19 protein-coding genes are annotated in these 17887 nt (G+C 70.6%); 11 read left to right on the top strand and 8 right to left on the bottom strand.

From position 1 onward, the window contains the following. Positions 1 to 112: 112 nt before the first annotated feature. Together ACFY01_RS40495 and ACFY01_RS40490 are read left to right on the top strand one after the other, a co-directional pair. A complete protein-coding gene (locus ACFY01_RS40495) occupies positions 113 to 382 on the top strand; it encodes a type II toxin-antitoxin system Phd/YefM family antitoxin (protein WP_100828042.1) in 270 nt (89 codons plus the stop codon). Next, positions 375 to 638, top strand: a complete 264-nt coding sequence (locus ACFY01_RS40490) for a type II toxin-antitoxin system RelE/ParE family toxin (protein WP_390740789.1) — start codon at positions 375 to 377, stop codon at positions 636 to 638. Before ACFY01_RS40495 ends, ACFY01_RS40490 begins: the two co-directional genes overlap by 8 nt. 134 nt (positions 639 to 772) lie before the next feature. On the opposite strand, the gene ychF is transcribed toward ACFY01_RS40490, so the two are convergent. After that, positions 773 to 1861, bottom strand: a complete 1089-nt coding sequence (ychF, locus tag ACFY01_RS40485) for a redox-regulated ATPase YchF (protein ID WP_390740788.1) — start codon at positions 1859 to 1861, stop codon at positions 773 to 775. Between the two features lie 190 nt (positions 1862 to 2051). Here ychF and ACFY01_RS40480 point away from each other — a divergent pair, with 190 nt between their 5' ends. Further along, complete coding sequence (locus tag ACFY01_RS40480; protein ID WP_390740787.1) at positions 2052 to 2666, top strand: DUF6542 domain-containing protein; 615 nt, start codon at positions 2052 to 2054, stop codon at positions 2664 to 2666. 9 nt (positions 2667 to 2675) lie between these two features. Here ACFY01_RS40480 and ppgK read toward each other — a convergent pair whose 3' ends face one another. After that, positions 2676 to 3446, bottom strand: a complete 771-nt coding sequence (gene ppgK / locus ACFY01_RS40475; RefSeq protein WP_390740786.1) for a polyphosphate--glucose phosphotransferase — start codon at positions 3444 to 3446, stop codon at positions 2676 to 2678. A 51-nt stretch (positions 3447 to 3497) separates the two neighbouring features. Further along, positions 3498 to 4514: a 4-hydroxy-3-methylbut-2-enyl diphosphate reductase gene (locus ACFY01_RS40470; RefSeq protein WP_390740785.1), complete on the bottom strand. Its 1017-nt coding sequence runs from the start codon at positions 4512 to 4514 to the stop codon at positions 3498 to 3500. 72 nt (positions 4515 to 4586) lie between these two features. On the opposite strand from ACFY01_RS40470, the gene xseA reads away from it, so the two are divergent. The 3 genes from xseA (at position 4587) to ACFY01_RS40455 (ending at position 6752) form a co-directional block, all read left to right on the top strand. Further along, on the top strand, positions 4587 to 5807 hold the full coding sequence (gene xseA, locus ACFY01_RS40465) for an exodeoxyribonuclease VII large subunit (RefSeq protein WP_390740784.1): 1221 nt from the start codon (positions 4587 to 4589) through the stop codon (positions 5805 to 5807). Further along, a complete protein-coding gene (locus tag ACFY01_RS40460) occupies positions 5804 to 6028 on the top strand; it encodes an exodeoxyribonuclease VII small subunit (RefSeq protein WP_390740783.1) in 225 nt (74 codons plus the stop codon). The genes xseA and ACFY01_RS40460 overlap by 4 nt, the downstream gene beginning before the upstream one ends. 133 nt (positions 6029 to 6161) lie before the next feature. Then, the gene (locus tag ACFY01_RS40455) at positions 6162 to 6752 is read left to right on the top strand and encodes a malonic semialdehyde reductase (RefSeq protein WP_390740782.1); all 591 of its coding nucleotides are present in this window, start codon (positions 6162 to 6164) and stop codon (positions 6750 to 6752) included. 76 nt (positions 6753 to 6828) lie between these two features. Here ACFY01_RS40455 and ACFY01_RS40450 read toward each other — a convergent pair whose 3' ends face one another. Beyond that, positions 6829 to 7353, bottom strand: a complete 525-nt coding sequence (locus ACFY01_RS40450) for a DUF4245 domain-containing protein (RefSeq protein WP_390740781.1) — start codon at positions 7351 to 7353, stop codon at positions 6829 to 6831. A gap of 127 nt (positions 7354 to 7480) precedes the next feature. On the opposite strand from ACFY01_RS40450, the gene glpX reads away from it, so the two are divergent. After that, a complete protein-coding gene (gene glpX / locus ACFY01_RS40445) occupies positions 7481 to 8515 on the top strand; it encodes a class II fructose-bisphosphatase (RefSeq protein ID WP_390740780.1) in 1035 nt (344 codons plus the stop codon). 70 nt (positions 8516 to 8585) lie between these two features. On the opposite strand, the gene ACFY01_RS40440 is transcribed toward glpX, so the two are convergent. Both ACFY01_RS40440 and ACFY01_RS40435 read right to left on the bottom strand, forming a co-directional pair. Beyond that, positions 8586 to 8957 carry a WhiB family transcriptional regulator gene (locus tag ACFY01_RS40440; protein ID WP_390740779.1) on the bottom strand — a complete coding sequence of 124 codons (372 nt, stop codon included), beginning with the start codon at positions 8955 to 8957 and terminating at the stop codon, positions 8586 to 8588. A gap of 174 nt (positions 8958 to 9131) precedes the next feature. Next, complete coding sequence (locus ACFY01_RS40435) at positions 9132 to 9851, bottom strand: DUF1707 domain-containing protein (RefSeq protein WP_390740778.1); 720 nt, start codon at positions 9849 to 9851, stop codon at positions 9132 to 9134. Between the two features lie 167 nt (positions 9852 to 10018). Here ACFY01_RS40435 and ACFY01_RS40430 point away from each other — a divergent pair, with 167 nt between their 5' ends. Then, positions 10019 to 11710 (top strand): fumarate hydratase, encoded by a 1692-nt coding sequence (locus ACFY01_RS40430; RefSeq protein ID WP_390740777.1) that lies wholly within the window; start codon positions 10019 to 10021, stop codon positions 11708 to 11710. Between the two features lie 216 nt (positions 11711 to 11926). On the opposite strand, the gene ACFY01_RS40425 is transcribed toward ACFY01_RS40430, so the two are convergent. Next, entirely contained in the window at positions 11927 to 12436 is a 510-nt protein-coding gene (locus ACFY01_RS40425; RefSeq protein ID WP_390740776.1) for a hypothetical protein, read from the bottom strand. Further along, a complete protein-coding gene (locus tag ACFY01_RS40420; protein WP_390740775.1) occupies positions 12433 to 12948 on the bottom strand; it encodes a SigE family RNA polymerase sigma factor in 516 nt (171 codons plus the stop codon). Before ACFY01_RS40420 ends, ACFY01_RS40425 begins: the two co-directional genes overlap by 4 nt. A gap of 157 nt (positions 12949 to 13105) precedes the next feature. Here ACFY01_RS40420 and ACFY01_RS40415 point away from each other — a divergent pair, with 157 nt between their 5' ends. The 3 genes from ACFY01_RS40415 to ACFY01_RS40405 all read left to right on the top strand — a co-directional run bounded on the left by ACFY01_RS40415 (position 13106) and on the right by ACFY01_RS40405 (position 17681). After that, positions 13106 to 14491: a class II fumarate hydratase gene (locus tag ACFY01_RS40415; protein WP_390740774.1), complete on the top strand. Its 1386-nt coding sequence runs from the start codon at positions 13106 to 13108 to the stop codon at positions 14489 to 14491. Positions 14492 to 14610: 119 nt separating this feature from the next. Next, positions 14611 to 15312, top strand: a complete 702-nt coding sequence (locus ACFY01_RS40410; RefSeq protein WP_390740773.1) for a DUF402 domain-containing protein — start codon at positions 14611 to 14613, stop codon at positions 15310 to 15312. Positions 15313 to 15587: 275 nt separating this feature from the next. Then, positions 15588 to 17681: a SpoIIE family protein phosphatase gene (locus ACFY01_RS40405; protein ID WP_390740772.1), complete on the top strand. Its 2094-nt coding sequence runs from the start codon at positions 15588 to 15590 to the stop codon at positions 17679 to 17681. Positions 17682 to 17887 lie beyond the last annotated feature (206 nt).

Raw genomic sequence — 17887 nt, 5'->3', positions numbered from 1 at the left:
TCCAGCACCGTGCGGATTCATCCAGCACATCCAGCACGGGCGTCCACCGCGAGGGCAGGCCGCCCGGCCGCGCGCATTGTGTACACATGGAACACTTGGTACGCTTGGGCACATGACTCAGCCCCTGCCCATAGAGTCCATCCGCGATGTGCGCGCCCATCTGGCGGAGGTCGTGGAGCGCGCGGACCGCGACGACGTGCCCACGGTGATCACGCGCCGGGGCAAGCAAGTCGCCGCCGTCGTCTCCATCGAAGTCCTGCGCAAGTACCAGGAGTGGGAAGAGCGCGAAATCAACCGGATCATCGACGAACGCATGGCCAACCCGGCACCCGGCATCCCGATCGAGGACATCATGAGGGAGACGCTGGCGCGCAGTGAGTGAGTACCGGACCGTCTTCCGGCCCGAAGCGCAGGCCGAACTCCGGAAGATCCCTCGCGACATGGCACTACGCATCCTGGCCAAACTGACCGAGCTGGAGACCGACCCCTTCGGCTTCAACACCACGGCGCTCGTGTCCCAGCCCGAACGCCGCCGGCTACGAGTGGGCGACTATCGCGTCGTCTACACGATCGACAACGGGGAGCTGGTGGTGTGGGTCGTTCACGTGGGACACCGGTCCACCGTTTACGAGACCTGACTGCCCACTGACGCCACGTCAGAATATCCAGCACCCATCCAGCACGGTGACGACGAAGGGGTCGGACTCGACAAAGTCCGACCCCTTCTGGGCTGCACGCTTGACCAATCACGTCACGTGCAGTAGGCAAACGATTACACGTTGAAGCGGAACTCCACCACATCCCCGTCCTGCATCACATATTCCTTGCCCTCCATCCGCGCCTTCCCCTTGGCGCGGGCGTCGGCGACCGAGCCGGCCTCGACCAGGTCGGCGAAGGAGATGACCTCGGCCTTGATGAAGCCCTTCTGGAAGTCGGTGTGGATGACACCGGCGGCCTCGGGGGCGGTGGCGCCCTTCTTGATGGTCCAGGCGCGGGATTCCTTGGGGCCGGCGGTGAGGTAGGTCTGCAGGCCGAGGGTGCGGAAGCCGACGTGGGCGAGGGTGGCGAGGCCGGGCTCGTCCTGGCCGACCGACTGGAGGAGTTCGAGGGCCTCGTCCTCGTCCAGTTCGGCGAGGTCCGCCTCCAGCTTGGCGTTGAGGAAGATCGCCTCGGCGGGGGCGACCAGGGCGCGCTGCTCGTTCTTGAAGTCCTCGTCGACCAGCTCGTCCTCGTCGACGTTGAAGACGTACAGGAACGGCTTGGTGGTGAGCAGGTGCAGGTCGTGCAGGAGCTCGTTGCGTTCGGTGCCCTGGACGATGCCGTGCGCGAAGAGGGTGTCGCCCTTCTCGAGGATCTCCTTGGCCTCCTCGACCGCCTTCACCTTCGGCGCCACGTCCTTCTTGATCCGCGACTCCTTCTGGAGGCGCGGCAGGACCTTCTCGATCGTCTGGAGGTCGGCGAGGATCAGCTCGGTGTTGATCGTCTCGATGTCGTCCTTGGGCGAGACCTTGCCGTCGACGTGGACGACGTTCTCGTCCTTGAAGGCCCGGATGACCTGGCAGATCGCGTCGGACTCACGGATGTTCGCCAGGAACTTGTTGCCCAGTCCCTCGCCCTCGCTGGCGCCGCGCACGATGCCGGCGATGTCGACGAAGTCGACGGTGGCCGGGAGGATCCGCTCGGACTTGAAGATCGAGGCCAGCTCGGCCAGCCGCGGGTCGGGGACGCCGACCACGCCGACGTTCGGCTCGATCGTGGCGAACGGGTAGTTGGCCGCCAGCACGTCGTTCTTGGTCAGGGCGTTGAACAGGGTCGACTTGCCGACATTCGGCAGACCGACGATTCCGATCGTGAGCGACACGTTGCGACTTCCCGAAGGTGAGAGGGCCAGAGGCTGCCAGGGGTGAGGGGCCAGGGGACTGGACCGGCCGATCCACCAGTCTACGGCGTCCCGGCACCCGCCCGGTGGTCGCGTCGAACGCCTGCACAAGCTGGGCCCACCGGCGTGTCAGATGGGCTATTCGGCACATAAAACGACCTAGGTTGGTCCAGTGGAGCAACACAGGACGCCACCCGAGCGACACGGACCGCGACACGGCTCACCGCCGACGCCCTTCCCACCGCGGGCCAGGAGCCGGCCGGGGGAGGAACGACGACCCGCCCCGGGGGCGGCACGGCCGGCGCCGGCACCACGGCAGACGCCGGGGACACGGCAGGCGCCGGGGACACGGCAGGCGCCGGGGACACGGCAGGCGCCGGTGCCGGCGGCCGGGTTACGGCGGCTGCCGAACCCCCGGCTGACCGGGCTCGGCGGGGGGCTGTTCGGCGGTGCCGCCATGCTCCTGCTGGGCTGCCTCGACCAGCTGCTGTTCGGGGCGTCCCTGACGCTGTACGGGGTGCTGTTCCTGCCGGTGTGCGTGCTGACCGCGCTGTGGGTGCGCGGGGGCGACCTGCTGACCGCGCCGGTGGTCGCGCCGATCGCCTTCGCGGTGGGGCTGGTCCCCGTGGCCGACAGCGCCGGGGGGATGGGGGGCCGGCTCATGGGGCTGGTGACCGCGCTGGCCACCCAGGCGGGCTGGTTGTACGGGGGGACGGTCGTCGCCGGGGCGATCGTGCTCGTACGGCGGGTCCGGCTGGTGCGCGGCCGGACCCTCAGGCACCGGTAGGGCCGGGGCTCACACCGGCAGCGGCCCGGCCTCCTGCCCGTCCTTCGCCGCCCGCATCGCCGCCCCCACGATCCCCGCGTTGTTCTGGAGCTGCGCGGGCACGATCTCGGCCCTGACGCCCTCGATGAGGTGCAGGAACTTGTCCGCCTTGCGGCTGACGCCGCCGCCGACGATGAACAGCTCCGGGGAGAAGAGCATCTCGACGTGGGCGAGGTACTTCTGCACCCGGTGCGCCCACTTCTCCCAGGACAGCCCCTCGTCGTCCCTGGCCTTGCTGGAGGCCCGCTTCTCCGCGTCGTGACCGTGCAGCTCGAGATGGCCGAGCTCGGTGTTGGGGACGAGGGTGCCGTCGACGAAGACGGCGCTGCCGATGCCGGTGCCGAAGGTGAGCAGGACGACCGTGCCCCGGCGGCCCCGGCCCGCGCCGAACTCCATCTCGGCGACGCCCGCCGCGTCCGCGTCGTTGACCACTGTCACCGGCAGGCCGCCGAGGCGCCCGCTGAACAGGGCGCGCGCGTCCGTGTCGATCCAGCTCTTGTCGACGTTCGCCGCCGTACGCACCGTCGCCCCGCCCGTGACGACGCCCGGGAAGGTGAGCCCGACCGGGCCCGTCCAGCCGAAGTGCTCGACGACCTGCTTGACGCCGTCGGCCACCCCGTCCGGTGTCGCCGGATGGGGGGTGAGCACCTTGCAGCGCTCCTGGGCCAGTTCGCCCCTCTCGAGGTCCACGGGAGCGCCCTTGATTCCGGATCCGCCGATGTCCACGCCGAAGATCTGCATGGCCCCACGCTACGACGTGGGGCCGGCGGTCACGTCACGGACGTACGCCGCTCACGCCTGCGGGGTGCCGGAACCACCCCGCTCCGCGACCAGGGCGGCCGCCTCGTCGCGCAGGTCGCGGCGCAGCTCCTTCGGCAGGGAGAAGGTGATGGACTCCTCGGCCGCCTTGACGATCTCCACGTCCCCGTAGCCGCGCTCGGCGAGCCACTCCAGGACCTGCTCGACCAGGACCTCCGGTACGGAGGCGCCGGAGGTGACGCCGACCGTGGTCACGCCCTCCAGCCAGGCCTCGTCGATCTCGGCGGCGAAGTCCACGAGGCGGGCGTCGCGGGCGCCGGCGAGCTTGGCGACCTCGACGAGCCGCTTGGAGTTGGAGGAGTTGCGGGAGCCGACCACGATCACGAGTTCGGCCTCGGCGCCCATCTGCTTCACGGCGAGCTGGCGGTTCTGCGTGGCGTAGCAGATGTCGTCGCTCGGCGGGGAGATGAGCTGCGGGAACTTCTCCTTCAGGGCGTCGACCGTCTCCATCGTCTCGTCGACGGAGAGCGTGGTCTGGGACAGCCAGACGACCTTGGACGGGTCGCGGACCTCGACCTTGGCGACGTCCTCGGGGCCGTCGACCAGCTGGATGTGGTCGGGGGCCTCGCCGGAGGTGCCGATGACCTCCTCGTGGCCCTCGTGTCCGATGAGGAGGATGTCGAAGTCGTCGTTCGCGAACCGGACGGCTTCCTTGTGGACCTTGGTGACCAGGGGGCAGGTGGCGTCGATGGTGGCGAGGTGCCCGCGCGCGGCCTCCTCGTGCACGACGGGGGCGACACCGTGCGCGGAGAACATCACGATGTTGCCCGGGGGCACCTCCTCCGTCCGCTCGACGAAGACGGCGCCCTTCTTCTCCAGGGTCTGCACGACGTACTTGTTGTGGACGATCTCGTGCCGGACATAGATCGGGGCCCCGTACTGCTCCAGGGCCTTCTCGACGGCGATCACGGCGCGGTCCACACCCGCGCAGTAGCCACGGGGGGCGGCGAGCAGGACACGGCGGCCAGGCGAAGCAGTCATGCCCTCCATCGTAAGGCCGCGTCCGGGGCCGTAGATCGCGAGCGTCCCGCGTTGTCGGTACCGGCCGTTACGCTCGACCGCATGGCTGTGAACACGTCCGCGGACGCCCCGCTGCCCGTCGGCGAGATCTCGCGGCTCATCGGGGGCTGGATCGACCGGCTCGGCGCGGTGTGGGTCGAGGGGCAGATCACCCAGTTGTCACGGCGGCCGGGCGCCGGGGTGGTGTTCCTGACGCTGCGCGACCCGTCGTACGACATCTCCATCAGCGTCACCTGCTACCGGCAGGTGTTCGACGCCGTCGCCGATGTCGTCGGCGAGGGCGCCCGGGTCGTGGTGCACGCGAAGCCGGAGTGGTACGCGCCGCGCGGGCAGCTGTCGCTGCGGGCCGCCGAGATAAAGCCCGTGGGGGTCGGGGAGCTGCTGGCCCGGCTGGAGCGGCTGAAGAAGACCCTGGCGGGCGAGGGGCTGTTCGCGCCCGAGCGGAAGAAGCCGCTGCCGTTCCTGCCGCAGCTGATCGGGCTGGTGTGCGGGCGTGCCTCCGCGGCGGAGCGGGACGTGCTGGAGAACGCCCGGCACCGCTGGCCCGCGGTCCGCTTCGAGGTGCGCAACGTGGCCGTGCAGGGCGTGCACGCCGTGCCGCAGGTCGTGCAGGCGGTGAAGGAGCTCGACGAGCTCGACGCCGTCGATGTGATCATCGTGGCGCGCGGTGGCGGCAGCGTGGAGGATCTGCTGCCCTTCTCCGACGAGCAGCTGGTCCGGGCCGTGGCCGCCTGCCGTACGCCGGTGGTGTCGGCGATCGGGCACGAGCCGGACAACCCGCTGCTGGACCATGTGGCGGACCTGCGGGCCTCGACCCCGACCGACGCCGCCAAGAAGGTCGTGCCGGACGTCGGCGAGGAGCTCGACCGGGTGCGGCAGCTGCGGGACCGGGCGCGGCGGTGCGTGACGGCGCTGGTGGAGCGCGAGGAGCGGGGGCTGGCCCATGCGCTGGCACGGCCCTGCATGGAGGACCCGCACCGGATGGTCGACGAGCGTGCCGACCATGTGGCGTCCCTCGTCGACCGGGGCCGCCGTACCCTCGGCCATCTCCTCGACCGCGCCGACTCGGAGCTGACGCACACGCACGCGCGCGTGGTGGCCCTCTCCCCGGCCGCGACCCTGAAGCGCGGGTACGCGGTGCTCCAGAAGGCCGACGGGCACGCGGTGCGGGATCCGGGCGAGGTGGCGGCGGGCGAGGCGTTGCGGGCGCGGGTCGCCGAGGGCGAGTTCTCCGTACGAGTGGACACAGGGATGGATGGATGACCGGCAAGGTGGATGAGTCGCTCGGTTACGAGCAGGCGCGGGACGAGCTGATCGAGGTCGTGCGGCGGCTGGAGGCGGGCGGTACGACGCTGGAGGAGTCCCTGGCGCTCTGGGAGCGGGGCGAGGAGCTGGCCAAGGTCTGCCGGCGGTGGCTGGAGGGGGCGCGGGCGCGGCTGGACGCGGCGCTGGCCGAGGAGGACAAGGCCGAAGCGGAGGAGTAGGCACGGTGGAGCGCTGTGAAGCGGATCACGACGCTCCGACATTTGTTGAAGGTTGAACTTCTCTGGCGTACTGTCGTGCCGTCAGCCGGTCCGGCGCCCCCGGATCCGGACGTCGTCTTCAGAGAGTTCAGCCATGCCCCTCGTTCTTGACCCTGCCGCCCAGGACCTCCTCTTCCGCGAGGCCCGTACCGCGAACGCCTTCACCGACGAGCCGGTGACCGACGAGCAGGTGCAGGCGATCTACGACCTGGTCAAGTACGGCCCGACCGCCTTCAACCAGACCCCGCTGCGCGTCGTCCTGGTCCGCTCCGCCGAGGCCCGCGAGCGCCTGGCCCCGCACCTGTCCGAGGGCAACCGGGCCAAGACGGCCGCCGCCCCGCTGGTCGCGATCCTCGCCGCGGACAACGAGTTCCACGAGGAGCTGCCGGCCCTGTTCCCGGCCTTCCCGCAGGCGAAGGACGCCTTCTTCAGCGAGCGTCCGGTGCGTGAGCGCTCCGCCGCGCTGAACGCCGCCCTCCAGGCCGCGTACTTCATCGTGGGCGTCCGCGCCGCCGGTCTGGCCGCCGGCCCGATGACCGGCTTCGACCCCGAGGGCGTCCGCAAGGAGTTCCTCGACGACGACCACACCCCGCTGATGATCGTCAACATCGGCAAGCCGGGCGAGAACGCCTCCTACCCGCGCTCGCCGCGACTGGCGTACGACGAGGTCGTCACCACCGTCTGAGCGACTCCCCCATGTGGCTGAGGCCCCCGGCGGCGCCGGGGGCCTCAGCCATGTCATGCCCGTTCGGGTACGTGGCTCACGCCATCTTCAGCGACTCGGCCATCTTCGTCAGCTGCGCGAACGACGCGGTGCCTGCCACCACCGTCGTGGAGCCGGGGGTGTCCTCGAGGACGAGGGCGTCGTAGCGGCCGCCGGTGTAGCGGGTCCACGTGCGGTCGCCGATCCGCTCGGTGACCTTGGTCGCCTTCGCTCCCTGGCTGGCGGAGTCGATGAAGTCCGCGCGCTTCTCAGTGGACTGCTCGACCGCCACGTACTGACCGTCGGGATTCTGGTAACCGAGGTGCCAGCGGTCGAAGTGGTCGCCCTGGAAGCGGACGGAGGTCGCCTTCCAGGAGTCGGGCAGGCCCTCGGGAGCGGCCACCGGGTAGTCCGCGGCGCGGCGCGCCGTGAGCAGTTCGACCCGGTAGTCGACCCGCTGGAGGTCGGGAGCGTGGTCGTCGTGCGGGACGAAGAGGTAGATGACCCCTGCCGCGACTCCGATGACGGCCAGGGAGAGGATCATGTCCCGGACCGTATTCTGCTTGCCGTTCTTACCTGCCACGCCCCCTATCGTCGCAGGTGCCCGGCGCGCTCATCCGTGGGGTCCCCTGCTCATTTTGTCTGCCTAACGATAGAGTCGTGGATATCACCCTCATCCGGCCGTCGTCGTATCAGAAAGGTGCGCTCCGATGACCGAACATCATCACTTGCCCTCGGAACTGGATGTCCCCTCCGAGGCCCCCGACCGCAACCTCGCCCTCGAGCTCGTCCGGGTGACCGAAGCCGCGGCGATGGCCGCGGGCCGCTGGGTCGGGCGCGGTGACAAGAACGGCGCCGACGGTGCCGCGGTGCGTGCGATGCGGACCCTCGTCTCCACCGTGTCGATGAACGGCGTGGTCGTCATCGGCGAGGGCGAGAAGGACGAAGCGCCCATGCTCTTCAACGGAGAGCAGGTCGGAGACGGCACCGGGCCCGAGGTCGACATCGCCGTCGACCCGATCGACGGCACCACGCTGACCGCCAAGGGCATGCCCAACGCGATCGCGGTGCTGGCCGCCGCCGAGCGCGGCGCCATGTTCGACCCGTCCGCCGTGTTCTACATGGACAAGCTGGTCACCGGCCCGGAGGCGGCCGATTTCGTCGACATCAACGCGCCGGTGTCCGTGAACATCAAGCGGATCGCCAAGGCCAAGAAGGCCACACCGGAGGACGTCACCGTCGTCATCCTCGACCGGCCCCGGCACGCGGGCCTGATCAAGGAGGTCCGGGAGGCGGGCGCGCGCATCAAGCTCATCTCCGACGGCGATGTCGCCGGCTCCGTCTACGCGCTGCGCGAGGGCACGGGCGTCGACCTGCTGCTCGGTGTCGGCGGCACACCGGAAGGCATCATCTCGGCCTGCGCCGTGAAGTGCCTGGGCGGCACCATCCAGGGCAAGCTGTGGCCCAAGGACGACGAGGAGCGGCAGCGGGCCATCGACGCCGGGCACGACCTGGACCGGGTGCTCACCACGGACGACCTGGTGACCGGGGACAACGTCTTCTTCGTGGCGACCGGTATCACCGACGGTGAACTGCTGCGGGGCGTGCGCTACCGGTCGGAGACCGCGCTGACCGAGTCGATCGTCATGCGCTCCAGGTCCGGCACGGTCCGGCGGATCGACTCCGAGCACCGGCTGAGCAAGCTGCGGGCGTACAGCGCGGTTGACTTCGACCGGGCGAAGTAGCCCCTGGGCGAGCAGTGAACGGTGTCGGAGGGCGTCCCCTGGTGCGGAAGGGGGCGCCCTCTGTCAGCGCTCAGCCCGCTATGCGGCTCGCCGCTCGGGCGGCCTTCTTCAGTTCCATGTCGCGGCGGCGGCGCCGGGCGAGGACCACGCGGCGTTCGGCGGCGGTCAGGCCGCCCCAGACGCCGTACGGCTCGGGCTGGAGCAGCGCGTGCTCGCGGCATTCGACCATCACGGGGCAGCGTGCGCAGACCCGCTTGGCCGCCTCCTCGCGGGACAGCCTTGCGGCGGTGGGTTCCTTGGAGGGGGCGAAGAACAGGCCTGCCTCGTCGCGCCGGCACACCGCCTCGGTGTGCCAGGGTGCGTCTTGGTCCCTGTCCCGCACTGGCACCCGCTGGGCTGGAACAGCAGCTACCTGCAGGGACGAATGCGGCGGTTGCAGCACGGTCTACTCCTGACGACGGCTTCGCGAGCGAGAGACGATGCAGCAAGCCCTACCCGCTGTGCGCGCGCCTATGCACTGCGTTCCGAGCCGCGGGAGTGCGGCGGCTTGTTCACGACCCTGTGCGCCGGCTGTCGAAGGACCGAATCGTTCCGGTTCCCGCCCCCTTCACAACCGTCAACGGTCCAGGTGTTTGCGCAAACCCTTGTCGACCTTGCGCTGCACGCGGTCGAGGATGTCAGCGACGAGCTTGCCGCGCTTCGGCCGCGCCTCCACATTGCCCAGCACCGCCCATCCGTCCACGTAGACGACGGGGGCGTCGGACTCGACCGAGTCCAGCGTGTCCACCTCGAAGTTGCCGAGCACTCCGCCGCCGGTGCCGCGCAGCGACACGTTCTCCGGTACGCGGATCTCGACGTTGCCGAAGACCGACACCGCCTTGATCACGACCTGCTGGTACTCGAAGATCGCCTCGCTGAGGTCGATCTCGACGCTGCCGAAAATGGCGTACGCGTGCAGTCGGCGCCCGGCACGCCACCGGCCCCGGCGCATGGCACTGCTGAACACCGCGACAACGTTGGCGTCGGCCTCCACCGGTATCGCACCGGCGGCCGGGCGGGGCGGCACCGGCGAGTAGCCCGGGGACACCGGGCGCTCATGGGCCGCCGGCAGGTCCCGTATGAAGACCTCCAGCTCGCCCACCGTCTTGGCGTTCAGCACCCCCTCCACGCGCTCAGCGTGCTCGTCCGCGGTCAGGCGGCCCTCGGCGAGGGCCTCGCGCAGGATGTCGGCGATGCGGTCACGGTCGGCGTCCGAGGCGCGGAGTTCGGTGACGCGCGGTGCCACGCCCTGCTGTCGAGCCGGCTGGTCCTGCTGATCCTGCTTCTGAAGGTCCACGGGCAGCAGCGTACCGAAACGCGATAGATCGCGACTAGGGGTGTGGATAACCTCGGTGTGGCGAACTGAGCCTTACCTCACAGGTTCCCTGTCTCAGGCAGGTTCTACGCTGGTGAGCGCCCGCCAACGTCGGCGGGCGCCGTCCGTAGAGTGAGGAATGGGCTGAGATGCCTGAGTTCGCGTACACCGATCTGCTCCCCCAGGGAGAGGACACCACCCCCTACCGGCTGGTGACCTCCGAGGGTGTCTCCACCTTCGAGGCCGACGGACGGACGTTCCTCAAGGTGGAGCCGGAGGCGCTGCGCAAGCTGGCCGAGGAGGCCATCCACGACATCCAGCACTACCTGCGCCCGGCCCACCTCGCGCAGCTGCGCCGCATCATCGACGACCCCGAGGCGTCGGGCAACGACAAGTTCGTCGCGCTCGACCTGCTGAAAAACGCGAACATCGCGGCGGCGGGCGTGCTGCCCATGTGCCAGGACACCGGCACGGCGATCGTCATGGGCAAGCGCGGGCAGAACGTGCTGACCGAGGGCCGCGACGAGGAGGCGCTCTCCCGCGGCATCTACGACGCCTACAAGAACCTGAACCTGCGCTACTCGCAGATGGCTCCCCTCACCATGTGGGAGGAGAAGAACACCGGCTCCAACCTGCCCGCGCAGATCGAGCTGTACGCCACGGACGGCGGCGCGTACAAGTTCCTGTTCATGGCGAAGGGCGGCGGCTCCGCCAACAAGTCCTTCCTGTACCAGGAGACGAAGGCCGTCCTGAACGAGGCCTCCATGATGAAGTTCCTGGAGGAGAAGATCCGTTCGCTGGGTACGGCCGCCTGCCCGCCGTACCACCTGGCCATCGTGGTCGGCGGCACGTCGGCCGAGTACGCGCTGAAGACCGCCAAGTACGCCTCCGCGCACTACCTGGACGAGATCCCGGCCGAGGGCTCCGAGCTCGGGCACGGCTTCCGGGACAAGGAGCTGGAGCAGAAGGTCTTCGAGCTGACGCAGAAGCTCGGCATCGGCGCGCAGTTCGGCGGCAAGTACTTCTGCCACGACGTGCGCGTGGTGCGGCTGCCGCGGCACGGCGCGTCCTGCCCGGTCGCCATCGCGGTGTCGTGCTCCGCGGACCGGCAGGCCGTCGCGAAGATCACGGCGGAGGGCGTGTTCCTGGAGCAGCTGGAGACGGACCCGGCGCGGTTCCTGCCGGAGACGACGGACGAGCAGCTCACTGAATCCGACAGCGGCTCCGCCGCGGGCTCCGCGGACGTGGTCAGGATCGACCTCAACCAGCCGATGGACGACATCCTCGCCGAGCTGACCAAGTACCCGGTCAAGACCCGGCTCTCGCTCACCGGTCCGCTGGTCGTGGCCCGTGACATCGCGCACGCCAAGATCAAGGAGCGGCTGGACGCGGGTGAGGAGATGCCGCAGTACCTGAAGGACCACCCGGTGTACTACGCGGGGCCGGCGAAGACCCCGGAGGGGTACGCGTCCGGGTCCTTCGGGCCGACCACGGCCGGGCGCATGGACTCCTACGTCGAGCAGTTCCAGGCGGCGGGGGGCTCCAAGGTGATGCTGGCGAAGGGGAACCGGAGCAAGCAGGTCACCGACGCGTGTGCCGCGCACGGCGGCTTCTACCTGGGGTCCATCGGCGGGCCCGCCGCCCGTCTCGCGCAGGACTGCATCAAGAAGGTCGAGGTCGTCGAGTACGAGGAGCTCGGCATGGAGGCCGTGTGGAAGATCGAGGTCGAGGACTTCCCGGCGTTCATCGTCGTCGACGACAAGGGCGACGACTTCTTCCAGGATCCGGCTCCGCAGCCGACGTTCACGTCGATTCCGGTGCGGGGGCCTGGGCTGGCGTAGCCCCTTCGGGGGGCGGCGGCGACGGTTCTCGCCCCCGCCGCCCCTACCCTTCCCGTCCCCAGGGGCTCCGCCCCTTCGACCCCGCCAGGGGGCTCCGCCCCAGGACCCCACCGGGGGCTGCCGCCCAGGGGGCACCCCCAGACGGGCTGAGTAATGCCGAGCGGGCTGGGAGGACGGACGCCCGCCCCTGATTGGCGCAGGGGCGGGCGTCTCATGTCAGCGTGAGCAGAGGACCACGTTGATCGTGTAGCCCGACTTGACGATCCTCGGGGTGTGCGGGCTGACCACGAGAATCGTGTTCGGCCTGCATCCCGTGACCGGCCGCGTGGAGACCGTGCCGAGCTTCATCCGGGTCTTGGCCATGTAGGCCTTGAAGCCCTTCAGGTCCCAGCCGTAGAAGTCGATCGGGAGGGGCTTGTCGCTGCCGTCGTCGACGCCGTACAGCAGGGTGGCGGCGTCGTGGTTCTTGGCCTCGGCCGGCCTGCTCGGCGCCGAGTGCGAGCCGCCGGCGACCGAGGTGGCCAGGGCCGTGCCCCCGCCCGCCAGGATGAGGGCGGCGGCCACGGCGGCGATGCCGGCGGTCCGCCTGCGGCGGGTGCGGCGGACGATCCCGGGCGCGTCGAAGTCGGGGGCCTCGGCAGAGTCCGCGTAACGGTTCATGGCGTTCATCAGTTCCTCTTCGAACGGTGTGCAGCCGGAAGGCCGTGCGTCGTCGTACGAGGTCATCGGATTCCTTCCGTGTGCTGCCGCGGCGAAGGGCCGGAGAGCGCGGGGAACTGGCTTCTGAGCTTCTCCATCCCGCGGGCGAGCTGCGAGCGCACCGTGCTCGGCGAGATGTCCAGGTCGGCGGCTATCTCGGCGTCCGAGAGGTCGTGGAAATAGCGCAGCACCACGACCGTCCGCATCCGCATGGGCAGTTGCTGCAACGCGCGCACCAACTGGTCCCTGCTGTCGACCTGTCCGTACTCGTCGCCGGGGGCGGCCCGGTCGGGGCCGTCCGCCTGGGGCACCGTACGGCGGAAGCGGCGCCAGCGGTCGTTGGCGAGGTTCACCATGATCCGCCGCACATAGGCGTCCGGGGCGTCCTTGGCGGAGATCCTGCGCCACTTGCGGCAGGCCCGCTCCAGGGTCTCCTGGACCAGGTCCTCCGCCGCCTCCCGGTTGCCCGTGAGGACGAGGGCTCCCCGGAACAGCGCGGCCGACCGGGCGGCGACGAAGCCGTCGAAGTCCGTCTCCACACGCTCCTCCCTTCCTGTCACCCGTCCTCGACGTGACAGCCCCCGCGTCTGCTGCACGGGCGGGGTGAGACCTGGGTCACAGCGGAAGCGTGGCGGTGTGCCGCCCGGGTGGCCCAGAGCCCGGAACATCCCCGCGGTTCTGATCGCTGTAACGGGCATGAGCGACTACCGGATCGAACACGACTCCATGGGCGAGGTCCGTGTCCCCGCCCACGCCAAGTGGCGCGCCCAGACCCAGCGGGCCGTCGAGAACTTCCCCGTGTCGGGGCAGCGGATCGAGCGGGCGCACATCGAGGCGCTGGCCCGGATCAAGGGTGCGGCGGCGAAGGTGAACGCCGAGCTGGGGGTGCTGGACAAGGACGTGGCCGAGGCGATCCAGGAAGCGGCGAGGGAGGTCGCCGAGGGGAAGTGGGACGAGCACTTCCCGGTCGACGTGTTCCAGACGGGGTCGGGGACCTCGTCCAACATGAACACCAACGAGGTCGTCGCCACGCTGGCGACGGAGCGGCTGGGCCGGCCCGTGCACCCCAACGACCACGTCAACGCCTCCCAGTCGTCCAACGACGTCTTCCCGTCCTCCATCCACATCGCCGCCACGGCCGCCGTCACCCACGACCTGATCCCGGCCCTGGAGCACCTGGCGGACGCGCTCGGCCGCAAGAGCGAGGAGTTCTCGGACGTCGTGAAGTCCGGGCGGACGCATCTGATGGACGCCACCCCGGTGACGCTGGGCCAGGAGTTCGGCGGGTACGCCGCGCAGGTGCGGTACGGCGTGGAGCGGTTGAACGCCTCGCTGCCGCGCCTCGCCGAGCTGCCGCTGGGCGGGACCGCCGTCGGAACCGGCATCAACACGCCACCCGGGTTCTCCGCCGCCGTGATCGCGGAGGTCGCCCGGGTCACCGGGCTGCCGCTGACCGAGGCGCGCGACCACTTCGAGGCGCAGGGCGCCCGGGACGGGATCGTGGAGACCAGCGGGCAGCTGCGGACCATCGCGGTCGGGCTGACGAAGATCGCCAACGATCTGCGGTGGATGTCCTCGGGCCCGATGACCGGGCTCGCGGAGATCTCGCTGCCCGACCTCCAGCCCGGCTCCTCGATCATGCCGGGGAAGGTCAATCCGGTCATCCCGGAGGCGGTCCTCATGGTCGCGGCCCAGGTGATCGGCAACGACGCCACCATCGCCACCGCCGGCGCCTCCGGGAACTTCGAGCTCAACGTCATGCTCCCGGTCATCGCCAAGAACGTGCTGGAGTCCGTCCGGCTGCTCGCCAACGTCACCCGGCTGCTCGCCGACCGGACCGTGGACGGGATCACCGCGCACCGCGAACGGGCCCGCGAGTACGCCGAGTCCTCGCCCTCCGTGGTCACCCCGCTCAACAAGTACATCGGGTACGAGGAGGCCGCCAAGGTGGCCAAGAAGGCCCTCTCGGAACGCAAGACGATCCGTCAGGTCGTGCTGGAGAGCGGGTACGTCGAGCGTGGCGACCTCACCCGCGAGCAGTTGGACGAGGCGCTGGATGTCCTGCGTATGACGCACCCGTGACCGATTGTTACCTCTCGTGACCGATCCTGATCGCCGCCGATCACGGACCAGTCGGGCACCCGGCCGGAACCGTGACGCGTACCGCAGCGGCGTATGCCTGGGGCACCTAATATCTGTGCATGGCAGACGGTGAAGCGGTGAGACGCGTGGTACGCGAGGAGACTGGCGGTGCTGTGCCCTTCTGGGCGCCCGGGAGCCGGATCCTGTGGCGGTACCGGGAGAACGGCGGCGACCGCATCCACATCGCGCGCCCCGTCACCGTCGTACGGGACGACGAGGAACTGCTCGCCGTGTGGCTGGCGCCGGGCACCGAGTGCGTGAAGCCGGTGCTCGCCGACGGTACGCCCGTGCATCTGGAGCCGCTCCGGTCGCGCTACACCAAGCCCCGCTCGGTGCAGCGCGACCGGTGGACCGGGACGGGCGTGCTGAAGCTGGCCCGGCCCGGTGAGCCGTGGTCGGTGTGGCTGTTCTGGGAGCCGGGCTGGCGGTTCAAGAACTGGTACGTCAACCTCGAGGAACCGCTGGCCCGCTGGGAGGGCGGGGTCGACTCCGAGGACCATTTCCTGGACATCTCCGTGCACCCCGACCGCAGTTGGCACTGGCGGGACGAGGACGAGTTCGCGCAGGCCCAGCTGGACGGCCTGATGGACGAACGGCTCGCCGAACGGGTGCGGGCGGCGGGGCGCGCCGCGGTCGAGGTGATCCGCGCCTGGGGCCCGCCGTACTCGGACGGCTGGCAGCACTGGCGCCCGGACCCGTCCTGGGCGGTACCGTCACTGCCGGAGGACTGGGACCGTACGCCCGCGCACGTGTCCTCATGAGACCCTTGATGCGCCCCCGGTCCACAACCGTAGGATCGTCCTCCGCAAGGAGGATCAACCTACAACTCCCGGGGCATGTACCGGGCTTGACCGAACGTCACCGAGGGGCGGTAGGACGTGAGCGAGTGGTACGAGGGCACGACCACCGCGGACCGGAAACGGTCCGCCGCAGGAACGGCCTCTGACCACGCGGGAATTCCGTTCCCGGGGCACGTATTCCGGGTATCGGGATTTCGGCGGGACGAACCGCGCGCGCGGCGCGTGGCCCCGGACGGATGGATTCGACACGCGTGACGGAGCAGCCGACCTCCTACGAGCGCCCCCAGACGGGCGTCGACCCCGCGGAGCCCCGCGGGGCGCTCCTGCGTACCCCGACGCCGCTCGGCCCCGCCGCCTTACCCGCACAGGCCCGCACCGGCGAGACGCCCTCCTCACCGGGTACCACCACGCCCTGCGGCAAGGGGAAGGAGCTCCCAGTCAACGGCCCCGAGCACGCCCAGCCGTCCGCTGCCGAGCAGGACGCGCACCGTCCGCGTCCCGCGCCCGAGCAGATCCCGGTCCAGCCGGGCGCCGAGCAGGAGCACGGCCCCGGCGGCCAGGAACGCCGCACCGGACGGGGACTGCCGCCCGGCCGGCCGCTGCCGATGCGGCGGGACGGCGACCGGCTGCGCTTCGTCGGCGCCGCGACCCGGCGGATCGCCCGCGGCATCGACCTCGACGAGATCGTCATGGGCCTGTGCCGGGCCACCGTGCCGACCTTCTCGGACGCGATCCTCGTCTATCTGCGCGACCCGCTGCCGATCGGCGACGAACGCCCCACCGGTCCGGTGGTGCTGCGGCTGCGCCGTACCGACCGGATCCCGGAGGAACGGGACACCGAGGGCGGTTTCCTGCCCGCCCCGGCGCCGGAGAGCGAGCTTCCGGAGCTGTCGGCGATGACCGCCGAACTGTGCGAGGTACGGCCCGGTGGCGCGCTCAACGAGGTGCTGCGCGGGGTGCGTCCGGTGTTCGCCGACTCCCCCGCCGCCCGCGCCGCGCTGCCGGAACTCCTCGGCGAGGGCGGCGAGTCCGTGGTGCCCGAGGGGCAGCACGCGATCCTCGCCCCGCTGCGCGGCCGGCGCCGGGTGATCGGGGCCGCGCTGTTCCTGCGCCGCCCGGAGCGGATGGCGTTCGAGCCCGACGACCTGCTGGTGGCCGCCCAGCTGGCCACGCACAGCGCCCTCGGCATCGACAAGGCGGTGCTGTACGGCCGCGAGGCGTACATCGCCGACGAGCTCCAGCGCACCATGCTGCCCGAGACGCTCCCCCGCCCGACCGGTGTCCGGCTGGCCTCGCGCTATCTGCCGGCCGCCGAGACGGCGCGGGTCGGCGGCGACTGGTACGACGCGATCCCGCTGCCCGGCAGCCGGGTCGCCCTCGTCGTCGGCGATGTGATGGGCCACTCCATGACCTCGGCGGCGATCATGGGCCAGCTGCGGACGACCGCGCAGACCCTCGCCGGGCTCGACCTGCCGCCGCAGGAGGTGCTGCACCACCTGGACGAGCAGGCCCAGCGCCTGGGCACCGACCGGATGGCGACCTGCCTGTACGCCGTGTACGACCCGGTCTCGCACCGCATCACCATCGCCAACGCCGGCCATCCCCCGCCCGTGCTGCTGCACCTGGGCGGGCGGGCCGAGGTGCTGCGGGTGCCGCCGGGCGCGCCGATCGGCGTCGGCGGCGTCGACTTCGAGGCCGTCGAGCTGGACGCGCCCGCCGGGGCCACGCTGCTGCTGTACACCGACGGCCTGGTGGAGTCCCGCCTCAGGGACGTGTGGACCGGTATAGAGCAACTGCGCGAGAAGCTCGCCGCGACGGCCCAGCTGACCGGGCCCGACCATCCGCCGCCCCTCGAGGCCCTGTGCGACGAGGTGCTCGACATGCTCGGCCCGGGCGACCGGGACGACGACATCGCGCTGCTCGCCGCCCGCTTCGACGGGATCGCGCCGAGCGACGTGGCGTACTGGTTCCTGGAGCCGGAGGACGCGGCTCCCGGCCGGGCCCGTCGGCTGGCCCGGCGCGCGCTGGCCCGCTGGGGCATGGAAGAGCTCAGCGATTCGGTCGAGCTGCTGGTCAGCGAGGTCGTGACGAACGCGGTGCGCTACGCCTCCCGTCCGGTCACCCTCCGGCTGCTGCGCACCGACGTGCTCCGCTGCGAGGTCGGCGACGACGTCCCGCAGCTGCCGCGGCTGCGCCAGGCCAGGGCCACGGACGAGGGCGGTCGCGGGCTGTACCTGGTGAACCGCCTGGCCCGGCGCTGGGGCGCGACCCGGCTGAGCACCGGCAAGGTGGTGTGGTTCGAGGTCAACCTGGGAGCACCGCAGTACTGATCCCGCCCACTCGCCCGCAACGGGACCGACAGCGATGGGTCGTGTCACGCACGAGCCGCTTCGCGCTGCGGGGCGGGGCGGGGCGGTGCGGTGCGCTGCGGTGTGACGCGAATCTTCCGGTCATGAATGGATCAAACCCTTGCATGGCGTGTCCATGCCTCGTTTAAGGTGACCTCGCGCTCGGAGAACCGGACTTGACCATCCGG

The organism is Streptomyces sp. NPDC001480, from assembly GCF_042894725.1.
Taxonomy (GTDB): domain Bacteria; phylum Actinomycetota; class Actinomycetes; order Streptomycetales; family Streptomycetaceae; genus Streptomyces.
Note: the sequence above shows the minus strand (reverse complement) of the source record. Positions and strands in the feature narration are given on the sequence as shown.

Coding starts and splice junctions, on each gene's coding strand:
- ACFY01_RS40495 (WP_100828042.1), top strand. CDS start 113: ATGACTCAGCCCCTGCCCATAGAGTCCATCCGCGATGTGCGCGCCCAT.
- ppgK (WP_390740786.1), bottom strand. CDS start 3,446: ATGCAGATCTTCGGCGTGGACATCGGCGGATCCGGAATCAAGGGCGCT.
- ACFY01_RS40470 (WP_390740785.1), bottom strand. CDS start 4,514: ATGGAGGGCATGACTGCTTCGCCTGGCCGCCGTGTCCTGCTCGCCGCC.
- xseA (WP_390740784.1), top strand. CDS start 4,587: ATGGCTGTGAACACGTCCGCGGACGCCCCGCTGCCCGTCGGCGAGATC.
- ACFY01_RS40460 (WP_390740783.1), top strand. CDS start 5,804: ATGACCGGCAAGGTGGATGAGTCGCTCGGTTACGAGCAGGCGCGGGAC.
- ACFY01_RS40455 (WP_390740782.1), top strand. CDS start 6,162: ATGCCCCTCGTTCTTGACCCTGCCGCCCAGGACCTCCTCTTCCGCGAG.
- glpX (WP_390740780.1), top strand. CDS start 7,481: ATGACCGAACATCATCACTTGCCCTCGGAACTGGATGTCCCCTCCGAG.
- ACFY01_RS40430 (WP_390740777.1), top strand. CDS start 10,019: ATGCCTGAGTTCGCGTACACCGATCTGCTCCCCCAGGGAGAGGACACC.
- ACFY01_RS40425 (WP_390740776.1), bottom strand. CDS start 12,436: ATGACCTCGTACGACGACGCACGGCCTTCCGGCTGCACACCGTTCGAA.
- ACFY01_RS40415 (WP_390740774.1), top strand. CDS start 13,106: ATGAGCGACTACCGGATCGAACACGACTCCATGGGCGAGGTCCGTGTC.
- ACFY01_RS40410 (WP_390740773.1), top strand. CDS start 14,611: ATGGCAGACGGTGAAGCGGTGAGACGCGTGGTACGCGAGGAGACTGGC.
- ACFY01_RS40405 (WP_390740772.1), top strand. CDS start 15,588: ATGGATTCGACACGCGTGACGGAGCAGCCGACCTCCTACGAGCGCCCC.